This window comes from Enterococcus alishanensis (assembly GCF_019218635.1).
Taxonomy (GTDB): Bacteria; Bacillota; Bacilli; order Lactobacillales; family Enterococcaceae; genus Enterococcus_A; species Enterococcus_A alishanensis.
The window spans coordinates 65533-84951 of sequence record NZ_JAHUZB010000001.1 but is presented as its reverse complement, the minus strand read 5'-3'; the positions used below and the strand labels follow the sequence as shown (position 1 = coordinate 84951).

The 19419-nt window shown below is 38.8% G+C and carries 16 protein-coding genes and 1 pseudogene; 1 reads left to right on the top strand and 16 read right to left on the bottom strand.

The annotated features are described in order from the left end of the window. Position 1: 1 nt before the first annotated feature. From pstA to KUA55_RS00380, 14 genes and pseudogenes are all read right to left on the bottom strand, one after another. Positions 2 to 889, bottom strand: coding sequence for a phosphate ABC transporter permease PstA (gene pstA, locus KUA55_RS00440; RefSeq protein ID WP_218324201.1), 888 nt, complete (start codon positions 887 to 889; stop codon positions 2 to 4). After that, positions 882 to 1814, bottom strand: a complete 933-nt coding sequence (gene pstC, locus KUA55_RS00435; protein ID WP_218324200.1) for a phosphate ABC transporter permease subunit PstC — start codon at positions 1812 to 1814, stop codon at positions 882 to 884. Before pstC ends, pstA begins: the two co-directional genes overlap by 8 nt. A gap of 162 nt (positions 1815 to 1976) precedes the next feature. Continuing rightward, on the bottom strand, positions 1977 to 2831 hold the full coding sequence (locus KUA55_RS00430) for a phosphate ABC transporter substrate-binding protein PstS (protein WP_218324199.1): 855 nt from the start codon (positions 2829 to 2831) through the stop codon (positions 1977 to 1979). 72 nt (positions 2832 to 2903) lie between these two features. After that, positions 2904 to 4352, bottom strand: coding sequence for a cardiolipin synthase (gene cls / locus KUA55_RS00425; protein WP_218324198.1), 1449 nt, complete (start codon positions 4350 to 4352; stop codon positions 2904 to 2906). A gap of 62 nt (positions 4353 to 4414) precedes the next feature. Then, the gene (locus KUA55_RS00420) at positions 4415 to 4735 is read right to left on the bottom strand and encodes a DMT family transporter (RefSeq protein WP_218324197.1); all 321 of its coding nucleotides are present in this window, start codon (positions 4733 to 4735) and stop codon (positions 4415 to 4417) included. 220 nt (positions 4736 to 4955) lie between these two features. Continuing rightward, positions 4956 to 5840, bottom strand: a complete 885-nt coding sequence (ftsX, locus tag KUA55_RS00415; RefSeq protein ID WP_218324196.1) for a permease-like cell division protein FtsX — start codon at positions 5838 to 5840, stop codon at positions 4956 to 4958. Continuing rightward, a complete protein-coding gene (ftsE, locus tag KUA55_RS00410) occupies positions 5833 to 6522 on the bottom strand; it encodes a cell division ATP-binding protein FtsE (protein WP_218324195.1) in 690 nt (229 codons plus the stop codon). Before ftsE ends, ftsX begins: the two co-directional genes overlap by 8 nt. Before the next feature lie 93 nt (positions 6523 to 6615). After that, positions 6616 to 7729, bottom strand: a protein-coding gene (gene prfB, locus KUA55_RS00405) for a peptide chain release factor 2 (RefSeq protein WP_218324194.1) whose coding sequence is annotated in 2 segments (ribosomal slippage) — positions 6616 to 7656 and positions 7658 to 7729 — 1113 coding nt in all. Because the reading frame shifts where the segments join, the coding sequence is not laid out codon by codon here. A 76-nt stretch (positions 7730 to 7805) separates the two neighbouring features. After that, entirely contained in the window at positions 7806 to 7898 is a 93-nt protein-coding gene (locus KUA55_RS18685; protein WP_425514592.1) for an SEC-C metal-binding domain-containing protein, read from the bottom strand. Between the two features lie 98 nt (positions 7899 to 7996). Then, positions 7997 to 10370: pseudogene (gene secA, locus KUA55_RS00400) on the bottom strand (preprotein translocase subunit SecA); the annotation flags it as partial. Positions 10371 to 10561: 191 nt separating this feature from the next. Next, the gene (gene hpf, locus KUA55_RS00395; protein ID WP_218324192.1) at positions 10562 to 11110 is read right to left on the bottom strand and encodes a ribosome hibernation-promoting factor, HPF/YfiA family; all 549 of its coding nucleotides are present in this window, start codon (positions 11108 to 11110) and stop codon (positions 10562 to 10564) included. A gap of 140 nt (positions 11111 to 11250) precedes the next feature. Further along, positions 11251 to 11919: a ComF family protein gene (locus KUA55_RS00390; RefSeq protein ID WP_218324191.1), complete on the bottom strand. Its 669-nt coding sequence runs from the start codon at positions 11917 to 11919 to the stop codon at positions 11251 to 11253. Then, a complete protein-coding gene (locus KUA55_RS00385) occupies positions 11909 to 13210 on the bottom strand; it encodes a helicase-related protein (protein ID WP_218324190.1) in 1302 nt (433 codons plus the stop codon). Before KUA55_RS00385 ends, KUA55_RS00390 begins: the two co-directional genes overlap by 11 nt. Positions 13211 to 13301: 91 nt before the next feature. Further along, positions 13302 to 13583, bottom strand: coding sequence for a DUF7662 domain-containing protein (locus KUA55_RS00380; RefSeq protein ID WP_218324189.1), 282 nt, complete (start codon positions 13581 to 13583; stop codon positions 13302 to 13304). Between the two features lie 37 nt (positions 13584 to 13620). Between KUA55_RS00380 and KUA55_RS00375 the strand changes: the two genes are divergently transcribed. Further along, positions 13621 to 14259, top strand: coding sequence for a YigZ family protein (locus KUA55_RS00375; protein WP_218324188.1), 639 nt, complete (start codon positions 13621 to 13623; stop codon positions 14257 to 14259). On the opposite strand, the gene KUA55_RS00370 is transcribed toward KUA55_RS00375, so the two are convergent. Next, the gene (locus tag KUA55_RS00370) at positions 14260 to 14964 is read right to left on the bottom strand and encodes a GntR family transcriptional regulator (protein ID WP_218324187.1); all 705 of its coding nucleotides are present in this window, start codon (positions 14962 to 14964) and stop codon (positions 14260 to 14262) included. It abuts the gene before it with no gap. Positions 14965 to 15096: 132 nt separating this feature from the next. Further along, positions 15097 to 19341: a 2-hydroxyacyl-CoA dehydratase gene (locus KUA55_RS00365; protein ID WP_218324186.1), complete on the bottom strand. Its 4245-nt coding sequence runs from the start codon at positions 19339 to 19341 to the stop codon at positions 15097 to 15099. Positions 19342 to 19419: the final 78 nt, after the last annotated feature.

The window sequence follows — 19419 nt, the reverse complement described above, 5'->3', positions numbered from 1 at the left end:
CTTATGCTGAAGTCATCTTTTTGTGAAGTCGTTTGCCGATTGCGCGGGCACCAAAGTTGAATAATAAAACAGCGATAATCAATACAGCAGAAGCTCCGGCTGAAACAGCTGATCCATCTGGCATTGTACCTTCTGTATTAATTTTCCAAATGTGTACCGCCAATGTTTCCGCTTGACGGAAAATACTAATCGGACTAGAAACACTTAATGGGTTCCAGTTTGAAAAGTCTAAAGCTGGTGCACTTTGTCCAGCAGTATAAATCAAAGCCGCCGCTTCCCCAAATATCCGACCAGAACTTAAAATAATCCCAGTTAGAATCCCTGGTGAAGCATCAGGTACGACAATCTTTGTTACGGTTTCCCAACGTGACAAACCTAAAGCCAAGCCTGCTTCTCGTTGAGTATAGTGAATCGCCCGCAAAGATTCTTCGATATTTCTAGTCAATAACGGTAGGTTGAACAGCGTTAACGCTAAAGCCCCTGATAAAATCGAGAAGCCATAGCCAAATTGAATAACAAAAATCAAGAAACCGAACAAACCAACTACTACTGAAGGCAACGAACTTAAAATTTCAATCGATGTCCGAATGACATTCGTGATCCAGTTTTTCTTGGCGTACTCAGATAAATAAATCCCAGCACCTAAAGAAATTGGAAAACTAATCACCATGGTAACCAATAATAAATAGATTGAGTTAAATAATTGAATCCCAATCCCGCCACCGGCTTCATAAGCTTTTGACGGTGAAGTCAAGAAGCTTAGTGAGATATTCGGTAAGCCTCGAACTAAGATATATAATAGTAGGAAAGCCAAAATACAAACGATTAGGCCAGAAATAAAATAAAGGACTCCCGTCGCAATTTTGTCTGCGCGTTTTGCTTTATCCATTTGTTATTTCCCCCTTTTTCCCAATGTAGCGAATCAAAATATTAAAGACTAATGACATGAATAATAGAATCAATGCCAATGACCATAAGACATTATTTTCAACAGTACCCATAATAGTATTTCCGATACCCATAGTTAAGATTGAAGTTAAAGTTGAAGCTGGGGTAATTAAACTTGTTGGCATCAATGCGGCATTCCCGATGACCATTTGAATAGCCAAAGCTTCACCGAAAGCTCGCGCCATACCGAAAACAACAGCTGTTAAAATCCCAGGAATCGCTGCCCGCAACACCACTTTATAAATGGTTTGCCAACGTGTCGCTCCTAAAGCTAGAGAAGCTTCACGATAATATCGTGGCACTGATTTTAACGTATCGACGGTCATTGTGGTAACTGTTGGTAAAATCATTACAAACAAGACGAAGGTTCCAGATAAAATCCCAAAACCAGTCCCACCAAATACTGAACGAATCATTGGAACAATTACTGATAAACCAATAAAACCGTATACTACTGAAGGAATTCCTACTAATAGTTCAATGACTGGTTGTAAAAAGCGTTGACCTTTATTAGGTGAAATCTCAGTCATAAATACAGCCGCACCAATCGCAAATGGTGTTGCCACAATCGCCGACATGAAAGTAACGACAAAAGAGCCGACAATCATGGGTAAAGCCCCTACCATTGGTTTGCCATCAGGACCAGTGGCACTTGGATTCCAATCAGTTCCAAATAAGAAATCCATTACGTTTATTTTATCTACAAAAAATGTTGCTAAACCTTTGCTGGCAACAAAATAAAAAATCGCTGCTACCACAAAAACAATTAGTGCAATACAAGCAAAACTAATCAGGCGCCCCCGTTGTTCAATTCTTGCACGTTTAGATTTTGTTGTGAGTGCTTTTTTCACATCTTCATTATTCATTTCTTTACTCCCTCAAAAAAAATAATCTAACACCGCTATTTTACAAGGCGAAAATCAATTTCTCTTTAACCTTCTATGTTGTTTTTGTAACAATTGTAAATTTTGTGTAAATATGTAAATAAATAAAAAATCCAGTGAAATTTCATTCACTGGAAATCATTTTTATAATTCAGTTGTATCGCCGGCGGCATTGCGTTCGACTTTCATTTGAGAAATCGGAATATAACCTAATTTTGAAACAATCGTTTCTTGAACATGCTCAGAAACCATATAATCAAGAAATTCTTTGGTTAATTTTGTTGGTTCACCTTTAGTATACATATGTTCATACGCCCAGATTTTCCAAGCATTATTCGCCACATTTTCATCCGTTGGTTCAACATTATCAATACTTAATGTTTGCACATCATCTGTCACATAAGAAAAAGCAGTATAGCTGATTGCGCCTGGTGTATCTGTAACAATTTGTCGCACCATGCCGCTGGAATCTTGTTCTTGTGCTTGAATCGCAGTTTGTCCATCCAATACCCATTTTTCAAAAGTCGAACGGGTTCCACTTCCAGATGCACGGTTTAAAATGACAATCTCTTGATCCTTGCCGCCAACATCCTTCCAGTTCGTGATTTCACCTAAAAAGATTTTACGTAAATTATCTAGACTGATATTTTTTACGCCAACTTTTTTATTTACAATGGGTGTGATACCTACTACCGCTACCCGATGATCAACTAATTTAGAGGCATCGATGCCATCTTTTTCTTCAGCAAACAAATCTGAATTCCCAATATCGACCGCACCAGATTGGACTTGGCTCAGACCAGTCCCACTTCCTCCCCCTTGAACATTGATAAATTCGCCGGGATGATCGTTTTGATATTCATCAGCAACTGTTTCTACAAGCGGTTGTAACGCCGAAGATCCCACCGCTGTAATCGATTCTCCGCGGTCAATCCATTTTGCACAACCAGATAATATAAGGACTGTACCTAATAAAATAGGCAGTAACCATTTTTTCATAATATTCTCCTTTGACAAAAAAATAAGCTAGTTCATTTTAACATGAACCAGCCAAACTGAAAATTAAAAGTTTTATAACAATGGTGAAATCAGACGAGCGATTCCTTCTTTGAATTTTATCAACAGTCCTCGCTCTTGATAAATCTTTTTTGTCAGCAAGTGAGATTTCTCTGAATCCTCAAAAAATGCATCTCGAACTTGCTTAGCAAAACCACTATCGTAAATAATCGTATTAACTTCAAAGTCCAATCTAAAAGAACGAACATCGATATTGGCTGAGCCAACAGAGGCGATCCCTTCATCAATAATCATTGTTTTAGCATGAATAAATCCTGCTTCATAAGTCTCAATAATTGCCCCATAATCCAATAATTCTGCCGCAAAAGAATAGGTCGCCCAATAGACCAAAATATGATCTGGCTTATTAGGAATCTGCAAACGAACTTTTACACCTGACAATAATGCCAACTTAAGCGCCTCATGAATCGAAGCATCTGGAATATAATACGGCGTCTGAATCAAAATTTCTTTTTTTGCCAAATTAATCATTTTTAAATAAGTCATCTTAATCTGTTCATGTTCACTATCAGGACCACTAGAGACGACTTGACTAGCATAATGACCAATCGAATAGTTTTCCGGGAAATATTTTACATCATAAGCTACTTCATGCTTATGCTGAGAGTTCCAATCCATCATAAAACGATTTTGCAAAGTGTAAACCGCATCACCGACTATCCGCAAATGATTGTCCCGCCAATAGCCAAAAGTCGAAACCAAACCTAAATATTCATTTCCTACGTTAAAACCGCCAGTGTAGCCTATCGTTCCATCAATCACAACAATCTTGCGGTGATTGCGATAATTCATCCGCGGATTTAAGTAAGGGACAAATAATGGGAAGAAAAACTCCACCAAACCACCAGCTTCAATCAGCGGCGCAAAAAACTTATTATTTACTTGAGTGGATCCCCATGCATCTAAGAGTAATAAGACTTTCACACCACGTTTAGCAGCTTCAGTCAAGGCATCCCGCACTTCAATCCCCAGTGCATCACTCCGATATATATAATATTCCATATGAATATGAGATTTTGCTTGATGGATATCAGCGATCAGAGCGTCAAACTTTTCACGTCCATCCGTATACAGCTTGATATCATTATTCATCGTATAAAGAGAGCTTTCAAACATCGTTAACATATAAATCAATTGCTGAGAATCTACCAAATTCGTATTCGGCTTCGGAAAAAGTCCCCGCTCTAGCGCACGTTGCTGATCAGCAATCTCAATATTTAACCCTAATTTATTTTGCATCCGCAAATCAAAAATCTTTTCTTTGGAAATCCCCTTACCAATAAATATATATAAAACAAATCCCAAAACAGGAATAAAGGTCAAAATTAATAACCAAGCCCACGTGTGGACCGTATCTTTACGTTCACGAAACACAATAATCAACGATAAGATTGTATTAATCACTAAAAAAATTGTCCCAATATTGTTCCACACAAACCCCACACGCCTCACCCCTTAGAGTTAAGCATAGCAAAAAGTCGCCACTGGGTAAATATAAAAAACAATTAATGCCCGCTAGTCACCTTAATTCCGATGATGCCTATAATCAATAAAGCCACAAAAAATTCTGTCCACAAAGATAAATGATCCTTGAAAAAAAAGATCCCAATCAAAATCGAACCCACGGCTCCTATCCCTGTCCAAATAGGGTAAGCCAAGCTCATGGGCATAACCTTAATAGCTTTCGCCAAAAAATAAAAACTGGCGATCATTCCGACAATTGTTAAGACCGAAAAGCTTAACTTACTAAAACCATGACTCAACTTCATCGTCGTCGCCCAAAAAACTTCAAACACACCTGCAATAATTAATTCAATCCACGCCATCAAAAATCCCTCCTAAAAAAATACAAAAAGAGAGCCACCAATTTCTTCATCGACCTAACGAAATTGGCACTCTCTTAACTACTCGGTAGCAGTTTTTTATTTACTTAGCTATTTTAGTCCTAGATTTTTTTAAAGGCAAGCTCTGTAAAAAAATTCTTACAATTTACACCAGCATTTCTTACAAAAAAAGACTGGAACAAAAGATTCCAGTCTAAAACTTTTATATTTTTAAGAAACGGCGCATCGACATCACTGAGCCTAATGAACCAATCAAATAGCCTGTCGCTACCATCGCGACATCTAACTGCCAGACAATCTGACTTGGTCGCAATAAATCTAAACCAGATTGCACCAAGTATTGAGCAGCTAATTGATAGACTTGTTCGTAACCATAAGTGACAATCAGAACTGGGATAATGGCACCGATTAAGCCAATCCAACCACCTTCTAAGAAGAATGGCCAACGGATGTAACCATTTTTAGCCCCTACTAAACGCATAATTTGAATTTCTTGTTTACGGGATAAAATCGTAATTCGAATCGTGTTGGAAATCAGGAAGACTGCTACAAAGACCAGCAATAATGCTGCTCCTAAGCCCCACGTTCGCACGACTCTTGCGATACGAATTAATTGATCTGCCGAGGCACCGCCATAATCGGCTCGATAGACATTGGCTAAATCACCTGCATCATTGGCAACTGAGCGCACATATTCGGCATCGGTTGTTTGTACCACATATACATCAAATAATGGGTTGTCATCGCCACTGAATAGGCTCCAAGCATCACCATATTGTTTCTTGATATTTTCTAGCTGGTCTTCTTTACTAGAGAAGGTTACTTTGTCTACATGATTTAAATCACGTAATTGGCTGGCTAGCTCATCACGATCATCCTTACTGGTTTCAACGTCAACAAATACTGTTACATCAACATCGCCTTCTGCATCTTGTGCCAGTTTGGCTGCATTTAAGATAACTGCTAAAAAGACACCTGCTAAGGTTAAAGTAATGGTAACTGCTGAAACAGAAGCAATCGTCATCCAACCATTGCGTTTAATATTCTTAATACTTTCCCACCAATGTCGGAAAAAATTTCTAATCATCAAACTCGTATTCTCCTTCCGCTTCGTCACGTACAATCAAGCCATTTTCAATACCAATAACCCGATGACGCATCGTATCTACGATGGTTTTATTATGGGTTGCCATAACGATTGTCGTGCCTTGTTGATTAATACGATCTAACAATTTCATAATTTCCCAAGAAGTATCAGGATCTAAGTTACCAGTTGGTTCATCAGCGATTAAAACTTTAGGCGTGTTCACAATTGCTCGGGCAATCGACACCCGTTGTTGTTCCCCACCAGATAGTTGATTAGGAAAAACTCGGACTTTGTGTTTTAAGCCAACTAAGTCTAGCACTTCCATCACTCGTTTTTTGATATCTCGCGGTTTACGACCAATAACTTGCATGGCATAAGCGACATTTTCGTAGACTGTCTTACGAGGCAACAATTTAAAATCTTGGAAAACGACACCGACATCGCGGCGCAAATAAGGGACTTCTTTGTTTTTGATTTTCAATAAATTATGACCAGCAACTTCTAATTTATTACCAGAAGTAGCTTTTTCTTCACGATACATCAATTTGATAAAAGTTGATTTCCCACTACCAGAAGGACCGACAACATAAACAAATTCACCGCGGTCGATGTTTACTGAAATACCACGAACAGCGGTTGTTTTATTAGGATATTTCTTTACTACATCCTGCATTTCAATCATGGTTATCTCTCCAAATTCTCTATAAAATTCTTTGCTATTATAACACGCTAACATTGCAAGTGGCTTTCATAAGGTTACATTTTCATTTCATTTTTAATTGTTGCCTTGAGCTAAGTGCCATTTTAAGTAGGCATCAATGAATGGATCTAGGTCTCCGTCCATCACTGCTTGAACATTTCCGGTTTCATAATTGGTTCGGTGATCTTTCACCATTGAATAAGGATGGAAGACATAAGAACGAATTTGTGAACCCCAACCGATGTCCATTTGATCTCCACGTAAAGCCGCCGCTTCTTGTTCTTTTTTCTCTAATTCTAACTGATACAGTTTTGCCTTTAACATATTCATAGCTGTTTCACGGTTATGAAATTGGGAACGTTGGGCTTGGCTAGCCACGACTGTTCCAGTGGGTAAATGAGTAATCCGTACTGCCGAAGAAGTCTTATTAATATGCTGACCACCAGCACCACTTGCCCGATATACATCCACCTTTAAATCATCTGGATTAATTTCAATATCAATATTATCATCCAGCTCTGGCATGACATCTAAAGAACAAAAAGAAGTATGGCGACGGTTAGCCGAATCAAATGGAGAAATTCGTACCAAGCGGTGAACGCCTTTTTCAGATCGCAAGTAGCCGTATGCATTAAGACCTTTAATCATTAAAGTCACACTTTTAATTCCAGCTTCATCGCCCGCTTGATAATCAATCGTTTCAACAGAAAATTGATGTTGCTCTGCCCAGCGAGTATACATTCTTAGTAGCATCGAACCCCAATCTTGCGACTCGGTACCACCAGCACCAGGATGAATTTCGATAATAGCATTGTTTTTGTCATAGGGACCATCCAATAAGAGCGCCAATTCAAAACTTGCCACTTGGCTGTTGATTTCTTTTAGCCGTTCTTCTAATTCAGTCTGCATCAAAGGATCAAATTCTTCCTGCTGCATGTCCATCATTAGATTTAATTCTTCTACTTCCTCACTCAAATGAGTGAATTGGTCGTAGGTAGCTTTATCGGAATTATTTTGATTGATTAAGGTTTGGGCTGATTCTTGATCATCCCAAAAATCTGGTTCAGACATCTTTTGTTCCGCTTCAGCAATTGCTTCTTCTAGCTGATCGAGGTCAAAGGGACCCCCTAAAGCTGACTACTTGTTCCTGCAGTTGGTCAAGCATGTTACGAATTTCTGCATTTTCCAAAAGGTTTCCTTCTTTCTTTAAAAAAGAACCGGAACACCGTTATTCACAGTGCGCCGGGTTCTAGAGCTTCTTTAGCTTATACTTCTTTGCCGTGGCAATTTTTGAATTTTTTACCGCTGCCGCAAGGACATGGATCATTTCTGCCAGCATGTTTGAATTGTTCAATCATTTCTGGTGTTAGATTTGTTGGTGGCACGCCACGCGTTTGGCTGTTTGCAGGTGGTACTTGATCACCGTCTGCTTCAACTGGATGCGTTTCTTGGGTTTCACCGACTTGTTCCCGTTGGACATTTTGGCGGATTTCAGCTTTCATGAATAAACGAGTTACTTCATATTCAATCGCGCCGACCATGTCTTCAAACATTTTGTAGCCTTCTGTTTGATATTCAACCAATGGATTATTTTGACCATATGCCCGCAAACCAACTGATTGACGTAATTGATCCATCGCATCGATGTGATCCGTCCATTTAGTATCTACAACTCGTAGAATAACTACTTTTTGAAATTCCAATAATTGTTCTGGACTTTGTAGCTGTTCGACTTTCATATCAAAAATTTCTTTTGCTCGTTCCAACAAGTAATCTTTGATTTCTTGAGGTTTCTTACCTTCTAAGTCACTAACGGCAATCTTGTCTTCATGGACTAACGCATTACCAGCAAAATCTTTAATTCCTTCAAGATTCCAATCTTTTTGTTCCCCTTGGGTATGTCCATCAACTACCCGTGAGATTGAACGGCGAACCATATTTAATAATTGTGGCGATAAATCTTGTTCCGCCATAATGACATCTTGTCTTTGTTTGTAAATAACTTCCCGTTGTTCCCGCATTACATCATCGTATTGCAAGACATTTTTACGTGTATCGTAGTTATTACCTTCTACCCGTTTTTGTGCTGATTCAACTTGACGAGTTAACATTTTACTTTGAATAACTGCATCTTCATCTTCAACATTTAAGCGATCTAAGAAAGCTTTGATTCGTTCTGAACCAAAACGTTTCATCAAGTCATCTTCCAATGATAGATAAAATTGTGAAACCCCTGGGTCACCTTGACGACCAGAACGTCCACGTAGCTGATTATCAATCCGGCGTGATTCGTGACGTTCAGTACCAATAACGGCTAAACCGCCAACTTCGATAACACCTAAGCCTAATTTAATATCGGTTCCCCGACCAGCCATATTGGTAGCGATGGTTACCGCGCCTTTTTGACCAGCATTCATAATAATTTCAGCTTCTTTAAAGTGATTCTTCGCATTTAACACTTCATGAGGAATGCCATCTTCATTTAACATGTTAGAAAGTAATTCAGAAGTTTCAACGGCAACAGTACCGACTAGTAATGGTTGACCTTTGCGGTGGCGTTCTTTGATATCTTGTACCACAGCATGAAATTTACTTTCCAAAGTTGGGTAAAGTAAATCTGGATGGTCTTCCCGAATAACTGGTTTGTTGGTTGGGATTTGAATAACTTCGATATTATAAATTTCACGGAATTCTTCTTCTTCGGTTTTCGCTGTACCGGTCATCCCAGATAATTTCTTGTACATCCGGAAGTAGTTCTGGAAAGTGATGGTCGCCATCGTTTTGGTTTCATCTTCAATTTCCACGCCTTCTTTGGCTTCAATCGCTTGGTGTAAACCGTCAGAATAACGACGACCATCCATGATCCGACCAGTAAATTGGTCAACGATTAAAACTTTGCCTTCTTGAACCACATAATCAATGTCTCGCAACATAATGTAGTTTGCCCGTAAAGCCTGATCCATATGGTGAGTCAAGGCAGTATTTTCGATATCATATAAGTTTTCTAAGTTAAAATTCTTTTCAGCTTTGGCAATTCCTTGTTCCGTTAAGCCAATTGTTTTTGATTGGACATCGATCTTATAATCATCTTCTTCTACCAATCGTTTGACAAAGTTATCTGTCCGATTGTATAGCGCTGTTGATTTTTCAGCTGCACCAGAAATAATCAATGGTGTCCGAGCTTCATCGATTAAGATTGAGTCGGTTTCATCAACGATGGCATAATTTAATGGCCGTTGTACCATTTGGTTACGGTAAACTACCATGTTGTCCCGCAAGTAGTCAAAGCCTAATTCATTATTGGTACTATAAGTAATATCACAGTTGTAAGCTTCACGCTTTTCATCACTGCTCTTAGAGTTAATATTTAAACCAACTGTTAAACCTAAGAAATTATACAGTTCACCCATCTCAGTTGAGTCACGGGTTGCTAAATATTCATTCACGGTAACTACGTGAACCCCTTGACCAGTGATCGCATTTAAATAAACTGGCATAGTCGCTGTTAAAGTCTTACCTTCACCTGTTTTCATTTCAGGGATATTGCCATCATGCAATACGATCCCACCCATTAATTGGACGTGGTAAGGGTATAAGCCTAAAACGCGTTTTGCTGCTTCACGAACTGTCGCAAAAGCTTCGGGTAATAACTCATCTAAAGTTTCTCCCGCTTGATAGCGTTGTTTGAATTCGTCAGTTTTTCCTCGCAGTTGTTCATCTGATAATTTTGCCATGTCTTCGGAAAATTCTTCAATCTTGTTTGCAATGCCATCTAAACGTTTTAATTCTTTTTTATCATTTTCGATTAATCTTTTAAGCACGTTCGCCATTTTTTACAGTACTCCTTTAGCCTCATTCGTTTATACGTATAAACTCGCTAGTATATTCTATCATTAGTTCCCTTGAAAAGAAACTTTTGATTCATAAAATCAGCTATCTTTTAGAAATACTAAGGATTTTTTCTTGAAAATAAAAAAAGACCTGTCAAAAAATCAAAAGATTTTCTAACAGGCCCAATTTTTTAGTCTACATCTGTTTCAATTAATCCGTATTTGCCATCTTTACGACGGTATACGATGCTAGTGCCATTTGTTTCAGCATCTTCAAAGATAAAGAAGTTATGACCTAACATATTCATTTGTAATACGGCTTCTTCGCTACCCATTGGTTTTAAAGAAAGTCGTTTTGTACGAACGATTTCTAATTCAGCATCGTCAGTTTCTTCTTCCATCAAAACAGCAACTTCGCGATCTGGTAATGATGTTTCTCGTGCTTTGCGGTTAATTTTTGTTTTGAACTTGCGGATTTGACGTTCTAATTTATCCACAACCAAATCAATACTTGCATATAAATCTGGTGAAGTTTCTTCGGCACGAAGCACTAAGTATGGAAGTGGGATTGTCACTTCTACTTTTGCAGTTTTTTCAGTGTAAACCTTCAAGTTTACATGCGCTGTTGCATCCGGCACATCAGTAAAGTAGCGTTCTAATTTACCTACTTTTTTTTCTACATAGTCACGGATTGCTTCAGTAACTTCGATGTTTTCTCCTCGAACGTTATATCTAAACATACAAATTGCCCCTTTCATCTAACCAACTGAAGATTTCGGAAAGGACCACTCTTTCCATCTCTTCTTAATTTCATTATACCTAATTCTAATCTCTTTGGAAAGTGAATCGCTAACAAAATTCAATAAATGTAACCCTTTTCCTAGCGAGCGAAAGTGAAACTTGTCACGCTTTTTGCACCGTTTTTCAGTAATAATTCCGCCCCATGATACAGGGTTCTGCCGGTAGTATAGACATCATCGATGAGAATAATTTTTTTGTTTTTTATTTTTTCTGAGGAAACTCTCATAACAAAGGGTTGTGGTAATTTTAACCGAGCTAATCGTTTTTTATTGGCTTGCGGCAAATCATTGGTTGGCCGCAGTAACAATTCTTGATAGTCTATTTTTGCTGCTGCGAGACAGCCACTCACTTGATTAAACCCTCTTGATTCAAAACGTTCGGGACTGATTGGCAAAGGACAGATGATGGTCTGTTTGACCTGTTTCAACTGGTAATGAATTTCTCTAGCAAAGGCACTTTTCAAACGATAATCACCTTTATATTTATAATCTTCAATCCACTGGGCAAAACCGTCATCATAATGAAACAATGCTCGATTTCCAATTAAAAAGCCTAATTGTGCTTGCCATTGTTGACAGTCTTTACAAATTTTTTCGGAAGTTTCTCGACCACAACCAAGGCAGCATTGACGATTTTTAATTGGTCGAAACAATTGCTGACAACGAAAACAGCGTCCCCTAAATGAACTAAAAAAATCTATTAAGGTCAAAGTCTCACAATATTCCTCATGGCAGCAGCTACATTTCATTTAACAGTCCTCGTGTAAAAGCCAATTGATTATTTTCTTTAATTTCTGCCAATGCTTTTTTTATCGTCAGAGTCATTTCGCTAGTAACAAACACAACCTCTGCCTCATGAAAATCCCCTTTACGATCTGCCCGTCCAGCAATTTGCACCAAAGCAGCTTGATTAAATACCCGATGGCTGGCTTCTAAGACAACGACGGAGACTTTTTCAAAGGTGACTCCCCGTTCTAAAATCGTAGTCGTTAACAGCAGTTGATATTTTGCTTGGCGCATCCCGTCTACTTTCATTGCCCGCTCTTGATCTTGTGCATGAACGGTGGTCATTTGACAATCTGGAAATTCCTTTTGTAAGAATTGTGCAACGGCTAATAAGCTGCTGACACTAGGACAAAACAACAAGACATCATTTTTTCCCAACAGCGCCAATAATCGGCTTAAAACTTTTTGCGACAACCGCCCACGATACATTTTTTTTGCTAAAGTAACAGCAAGTAAAATTTCTGGAACCGGTAATGGACGACGATGAAATCGCGCAGGCAAGCGATAGCAAAAATCAACGGCTTTTTTCAATTCAGCATTCGGTGTGGCACTTAAATAGACCCGCTTGCCAGATCTAACTTGTGCTTTTTCGACCGTTGCTTGCAATAAAGGATTATTCGCATAGGGAAAAGCATCTACTTCATCGACTATCATCAAATCGAAATAATCTCGGTAACGTAACAATTGATGGACGGTACAAATAACGAATTGACCCGCGCCTTCGATTCTTTTTTGTCCATGATATAAATTAATTTCTTCTTGAGGAAAAGCCTGAAGCATTCGTAGATGGAGCTCATTACAGACATCCACACGCGGACTTGTTAAACAAACTCGGTTGCCGACGGCTAGATTTCTTTGAATCAGTTGAAACAACATTTCGGTTTTGCCTGCTCCTGTTACTGCCCACAGTAAAAAGGATGCGCCTTTTTTTTGGTCTGCTTGTAATTGATCCGCTATTTCTTGTTGACTTATCGACAGAGTTTTATCCCAGTTTAAAAAAATTTCTCGTGGCTTTTTTTCAGGAACAGGAAAAAAATAAAGATCTTTTTGGCTGGTCATTCGCCCTAAAGTTATGCACTGATAACAATAAAAAAAGCCCGCTGGTACTTGTTTCTGACAAATGGAGCCGCAACGGTTACATCGATAAGAATCAACTGAAATCTGATTCATCGCTGGCAGTTGATGCGCCTGTTCCAGTGAGACTTTCGGATAAAAAGTTTGCCATTCTTCCAATGCTAAATACTGACCCCACATTTTGTTCACCTCATTAAATAAATACGTAAAAAAAAGACCACGTCATTTTGACGCAGTCACTAAAATCAACGAAATATTTTTTCATGCATGTTTATATCAACCAACTGGATTTGACTAATTTATTGAAAACAATGAATTCTTTTGCTAAGTTTATAGAAACGACTTCATAACTGGCATTCAGCCAACCGTAGGCGCCTTTTTCGGGATGACGATAATCATTGGCCCACCAATCTTTTTCTGTTCGTGCCGTCTTAGGTAAGCCAGAGCTGGGAAACAATAGCTCGTCAATCTGAGTAAAAGTCAAGGTCACTTGTGAGCCACCGTTGGTTTTTAAATAATGGGTGATTACGTCATATTTTTTAGTTTGTGCCATGTGCCATCTACTCCTATCCTAACAATGAGGTGAAACGATGTTAGCTACTTATCGAACGATTCAATCAGACAGTATTCATGAAACGGAGATCAAAAAATCTCGCTTTATTTGCCATTTAAAACGGATCACTTCTGAAGCAGAAGCCAAAGAATTTATCAATCAAATTAAAAAGGAACATTGGAAAGCCAATCACAATTGCAGTGCCTTCGTTTTAGGCGAGCAAAACGAGATTCAACGCAGCTCTGATGATGGTGAGCCTAGCGGAACCGCTGGTGTTCCAATGTTGGAAGTCTTAAAAAAAAATACTTTAATTAATGTTTGTGCTGTTGTTACTCGCTATTTTGGTGGCACAAAACTAGGTGCCGGCGGTTTGATTCGCGCTTATTCTGGAGCTGTCGCTAATAGCATCGCCGAGACTGGCATCGTTGAAGGCCGTCTGCAACAAGAAATTTCAGTGACGATTCCTTACAATCATTGGGGGAAACTCGAAAAATTTCTGGAGACCCAAAAAATTGTAGTAAAAGATACCTTGTTTACCCATGAGGTCACTGCGATATGCTTTGTTGATGAAGATCAGGTCGCCAATTTCGAAGCCCAAGTCACCGATTTATTAAGCGGTCAAGCGACTTTTGTTGCAGGAGAAACCAGTTATTCCGAACAACTAATCGAAGAATAATTATTTCTCTAAATAAAACTCGAAACGACTGCCGACGTATTGAGTCCGGACATATTCAAAAGGACGCTCGTCAACCAAATAAGAAAGTTGACGTAGCCGCAAGATTGCTTCGCCACGTTTGATTTCTAAATAATCAGCAATTTGTTCAGAAGCCAACACTGCAGAAACCGTTTGATTGGCATGACCGATCTCCATACCTCGCTCTTGTAGAGAATGATAAAAAGATTCGGTAATCTCTTCTTTACTGAAGCCTTCTACCAATTTTGCCGGAATACTAGCGACTTCAAAGCAAATAGGTACATTGTCAGCATAACGAATCCGTTCCATTCTTAAGACTCGTTCTCCTTTAGTCAAGTTTAAATTTTCAATCTCACTTGAGCTGGCGGGGGAATTAAAATAAGAAATAGTTTTGCTGGAAGGGACTTTGTTTAAAGATTCCATAATATCAGTGAAACTGGTGGTTCCAGTCATTTTTTCTTGGACTTTTTCATTGGCGACATAGGTTCCTGAGCCGATTTTTCTTTCTAAAATCCCTTCATCTGCTAAAGTCTGGATGGCTTGTCGTAAAGTCATCCGACTCACGCCAAAGGTCACCGCTAATTCTCTTTCAGAAGGCAAGCGGTCGCCCACTTTCCAGACGCCTGTTTCGATTTGATTTTTTATTTGGTCATGAATCTGAATATACACGGGCACTTGATTTGCCATCTTGAATGCCTACTTTCTTATAATCTAAAAAAAGCTCTTGTTTTCTTTCCATTATAACTGGTATATACCTCCGCGACAATCAAAAAGTAGACCATTTCGGAAAAAATGGTCTACTTACTTGTGTTTACTTGTTTAATTTGTTCTTACCTCTTCATCCAACATTTTATTGGCTGTTGCCATCATTAGTCGGATTCGGTTTAATTGATTGACAATGGAAACACCTGGATCATAATCAATCGCTGCAATATTGGCTTTCGGATATTGATGGCGTAATTCTTTGATCACGCCTTTACCCACCACGTGATTTGGCAGACAGCCAAACGGTTGCATGCAGACAATATTGTTTACGTCACTCTTCAATAAATCAATCATTTCACCAGTTAAGAACCAGCCTTCACCTGTATGATTACCGATGGAAAGAACTTTGCTGGCATCCTCAGCCAATTGATAAATTGAATGAATGCCGTCAAACCGATCAGAAGCCCGTAGTGCTTTATCCATCGGTTTTTCAACCATTTCGATTAGTTTAATCACAAATTCTGCCATGGTTTTATTTTTCTTCGGCATCCCCAAATTATCATATTTCCAAATTTGGTTATACAAGGAATAATTCATAAAACCGATTAAATCTGGCACAACAGCTTCTGCACCTTCTTCTTCTAATAAACGAACGATGTCATTGTTGGCAGTTGGTGAATATTTCACCAAAATCTCGCCTACTACCCCAACTTTGGGTTTGACTTCATCAGATAATGGCACCGTATCGAAATCTTTAACGATTTTTTTCATGTTGCGATTAAATTGCGTCAATGAACCATTACGCACATTATTAGCAACTTTTGCCAACCAATCTTGGTGCATTTGATCAATCTGACCTTTTTCTAATTCATAAGGTCGCGTCCGATAGACTAAACGTTCAAATAAATCACCATACAGAACTGCTACAACAATCCGTTTCACCATTGGCAAAGTAAATTTAAACCCAGGATTACTTTCGACCCCTTTATTTCCCAGTGACACTGAAACGACTGGAACTTGCGGGAAGCCAGCATCATTTAAGGCTTTGCGCAACAGTGGAATATAGTTGGTTGCCCGACAGCCACCACCAGTTTGACTCATCATAACACTGACATTGTTTAAATCATATTTGCCACTTTGTAAAGCTTCCACAAGCTGTCCAATTGAAATAATCGCTGGATAACAAGAGTCGTTATTCACATATTTCAAACCAACATTAGTGGCTTCTTTATCCATCGCTGGTAAGCAGACAACATTGTAGCCAGAAGCTTCTAAAGCTAAATCGAACAAACCCGATTGGTGAATTGGACTCAACATTGGTAACAATAAAGTGTGAGTCTTTTTCATTTCTTTAGTGAAAACAATTTTTTCTGGTTCTTCAAATTTTTGGGTTGGTACATAATTAACTTTTTGTCGCTCTTGAACAGCTGCTTTTAAGGAACGTAAACGAATCCGAACTGCTCCTAAGTTTGATCCTTCATCAATTTTCAAAACGGTATAAATTTTTCCATATTGATCCATGATTTCTTCCACTTGGTCAGTGGTTACCGCATCTAAACCACAGCCAAAGGAATTTAATTGCACCAATTCAAGATTTTTTGATTTAGCAACCACTCGTGCAGCTGCATATAATCGAGAATGATAAACCCATTGATTGACTACTCGTAAATTACCTACATCTCCTAGATGAGAAATCGAGTCTTCTGTTAATACATGGAAGCCTTCTTGCGTGATAACGTCAGCAATCCCGTGATTAATTTCTGGGTCAACATGATAAGGACGACCAGAAAGAACGACGCCCCGTTGACCTTTCATATTTAACATCATTAGGGTTTCTTCGCCTTTTTGTCGAATATCTTCTTTAAAGGCTTCTAACTCTTCGTAACCATGATGTAAAGCTTTAGTAATTTCTTCTTTAGTAATACCTAAATCTTTAAAAGTTCGGTACAACACTTCTGCCACCGATGCTTCATTGGCAAGATTTAAGTAAGGATTGCGATAATCGACTTTCCCTTCACGAATATCATCCACATTATTACGAATCACATCGGGATAACTTTGCACAATCGGGCAATTAAAATGATTGTCGGCCTCTGCTGATTCTTGTCGTTCAAAAACCACACCAGGATAAAAAATCATCGGTACACCTTGATCGATTAAGGCTTGAATATGTCCATGAGCAATTTTTGCTGGATAACAAGCCGTATCGCTAGGAATAGTTTCCATACCTTGTTCATACAAATCTTTATTCGACCGAGGAGAGAGTTTGACTCTAAAGCCTAAATCAGTGAACAATGTATGCCACAAAGGATAATTTTCATACATATTTAAAACTCGTGGAATCCCAATCTCACCATGGACCACTTCTTTTTTCCGTAATGGTCGGTAATGGAATAAACGACGATATTTATAATCCACCATATTGACTTTGCGGTCTTCTTTTTTGACTTTAATTTGTGCGCCTCGTTCACAGCGGTTACCGGTCACAAATTTACGTCCATCAGAGAAAACCGTCACCGTCATCATACAATTATTTTCGCATAAGCCACAGTGGGTAAACTCTTTGTCAGCAGAAAAATTGTTTAATTCGTCTAGACTTAAAGTCTCTGTCAGTTCACCGATTTGATAGTTTTCTGAGGCAATCAATGCTGCTCCAAAAGCACCCATCAAGCCAGCAATCGAAGGTCTGACTACTTCACGACCTGAAACCAATTCAAAGGCCCGTAAAACTGCTTCATTATAGAAAGTTCCCCCTTGGCAGACAATTTTTTCGCCAAGTTCTTCTGGACGACGAATCTTAATCACTTTATAAATCGCATTTTTAATCACTGAATAAGACAAACCAGCGGAAATATCACCAACTGAAGCCCCTTCTTTTTGGACTTGTTTGACTTTCGAATTCATAAAGACGGTACAACGAGAACCTAAATCAACTGGCTGACGAGAATGAACTGCCGCTTCTGCAAAATCTTGCACAGAATATTTCAATGATTTAGCAAAAGTTTCAATAAATGAGCCACAACCAGAGGAGCAAGCTTCATTTAGCTGAATCGAAGATAGGGCGCCATCTTTTATAGTCATGGCCTTCATATCTTGCCCACCAATATCTAAGATAAAATCGACACCTGGTAGGAAATGATTGGAAGCTTTGTAATGGGCCATCGTTTCTACTTGACCGATATCCACTTTCAAGGCATTTTTTATTAATTGTTCGCCGTAACCAGTCACTGCTGCTTTACCGATATAGACATCATCCGGTAATTTTTCGTATAAATCTCGCAATACAGACATGGTTGTTTCTAGCGGCTGTCCTTGATTATTGCCGTAAAAAGAGAACATCAAACGACCAGTTTCATCGATTAAAGCAACTTTTGTTGTAGTAGAGCCGGCATCGATTCCCAGAAAAGCTGGTCCTGAATGATCTGCCAAATCTTTGGTTTCAACAGTTGCTTGTTTATGACGGTCACGAAAATCCGCTAGTTCTTGATCGTCTTTAAATAAAGGCGCCAATGTATCAGAAGGCGACAAGCTATTTTTATTGGCTGTATTTAATTTATTTAATAGTTCTGCTAAGGTATGCTCACCAGTCTTTTCTGAATAGAAAGCGGCACCCATCGCGACAAATAATTGCGGGTTTTCTGGAAAAACGACATCCTCTGGTGCGATATCTAGAGTTTCAATAAATCTTTTCCGCAATTCTGACATGAAAAATAATGGTCCACCTAAAAAGGCAATTTTACCGACAATTTTTCGACCAGCTGCTAAACCGGCAATCGTTTGATTGACAACTGCCTGAAAGACACTGGCTGCAATATCTTCTTTGGCCGCTCCTTCATTAATTAACGGTTGCACATCTGTTTTAGCAAACACACCACAACGAGAAGCGATAGGATAAATTGTTTGATAACCTTTCGCCAGTTCGTTTACACCATTGGCGTCAGTTTTCAACAAAGCTGCCATTTGATCAATAAAGGCGCCGGTTCCGCCTGCGCAACTACCATTCATCCGTTGCTCTAAGGCACCTTCAAAGAAAGTAATTTTCGCATCTTCTCCGCCTAGTTCAATCACGACATCGGTTTCGGGAATAATTTCTTCAACTGTTTTGGTACAAGCAATCACTTCCTGAACAAATGGAATCTCCAACACGTCTGCTAGGCCCATTCCTCCTGAGCCTGTAATATTAATCGTAATCACTTGATCTCTAATAATTTCTTGCGCTTCTGCTAATATTCTTTTTGTGGCGGCTTTCACATCTGAAAAATGACGTTCGTATTTCGAAAATAAACTCTCGTTATTCTCATTTAGAATCACTAATTTCACAGTGGTAGAGCCGACATCGATCCCTGCTTTTAATGTCATACTTGATACCCACCTTTTCTTTTTTACAACATGTGTTGATTATCTGACAGTGTGTTTGTTATACTACTCACGTATATT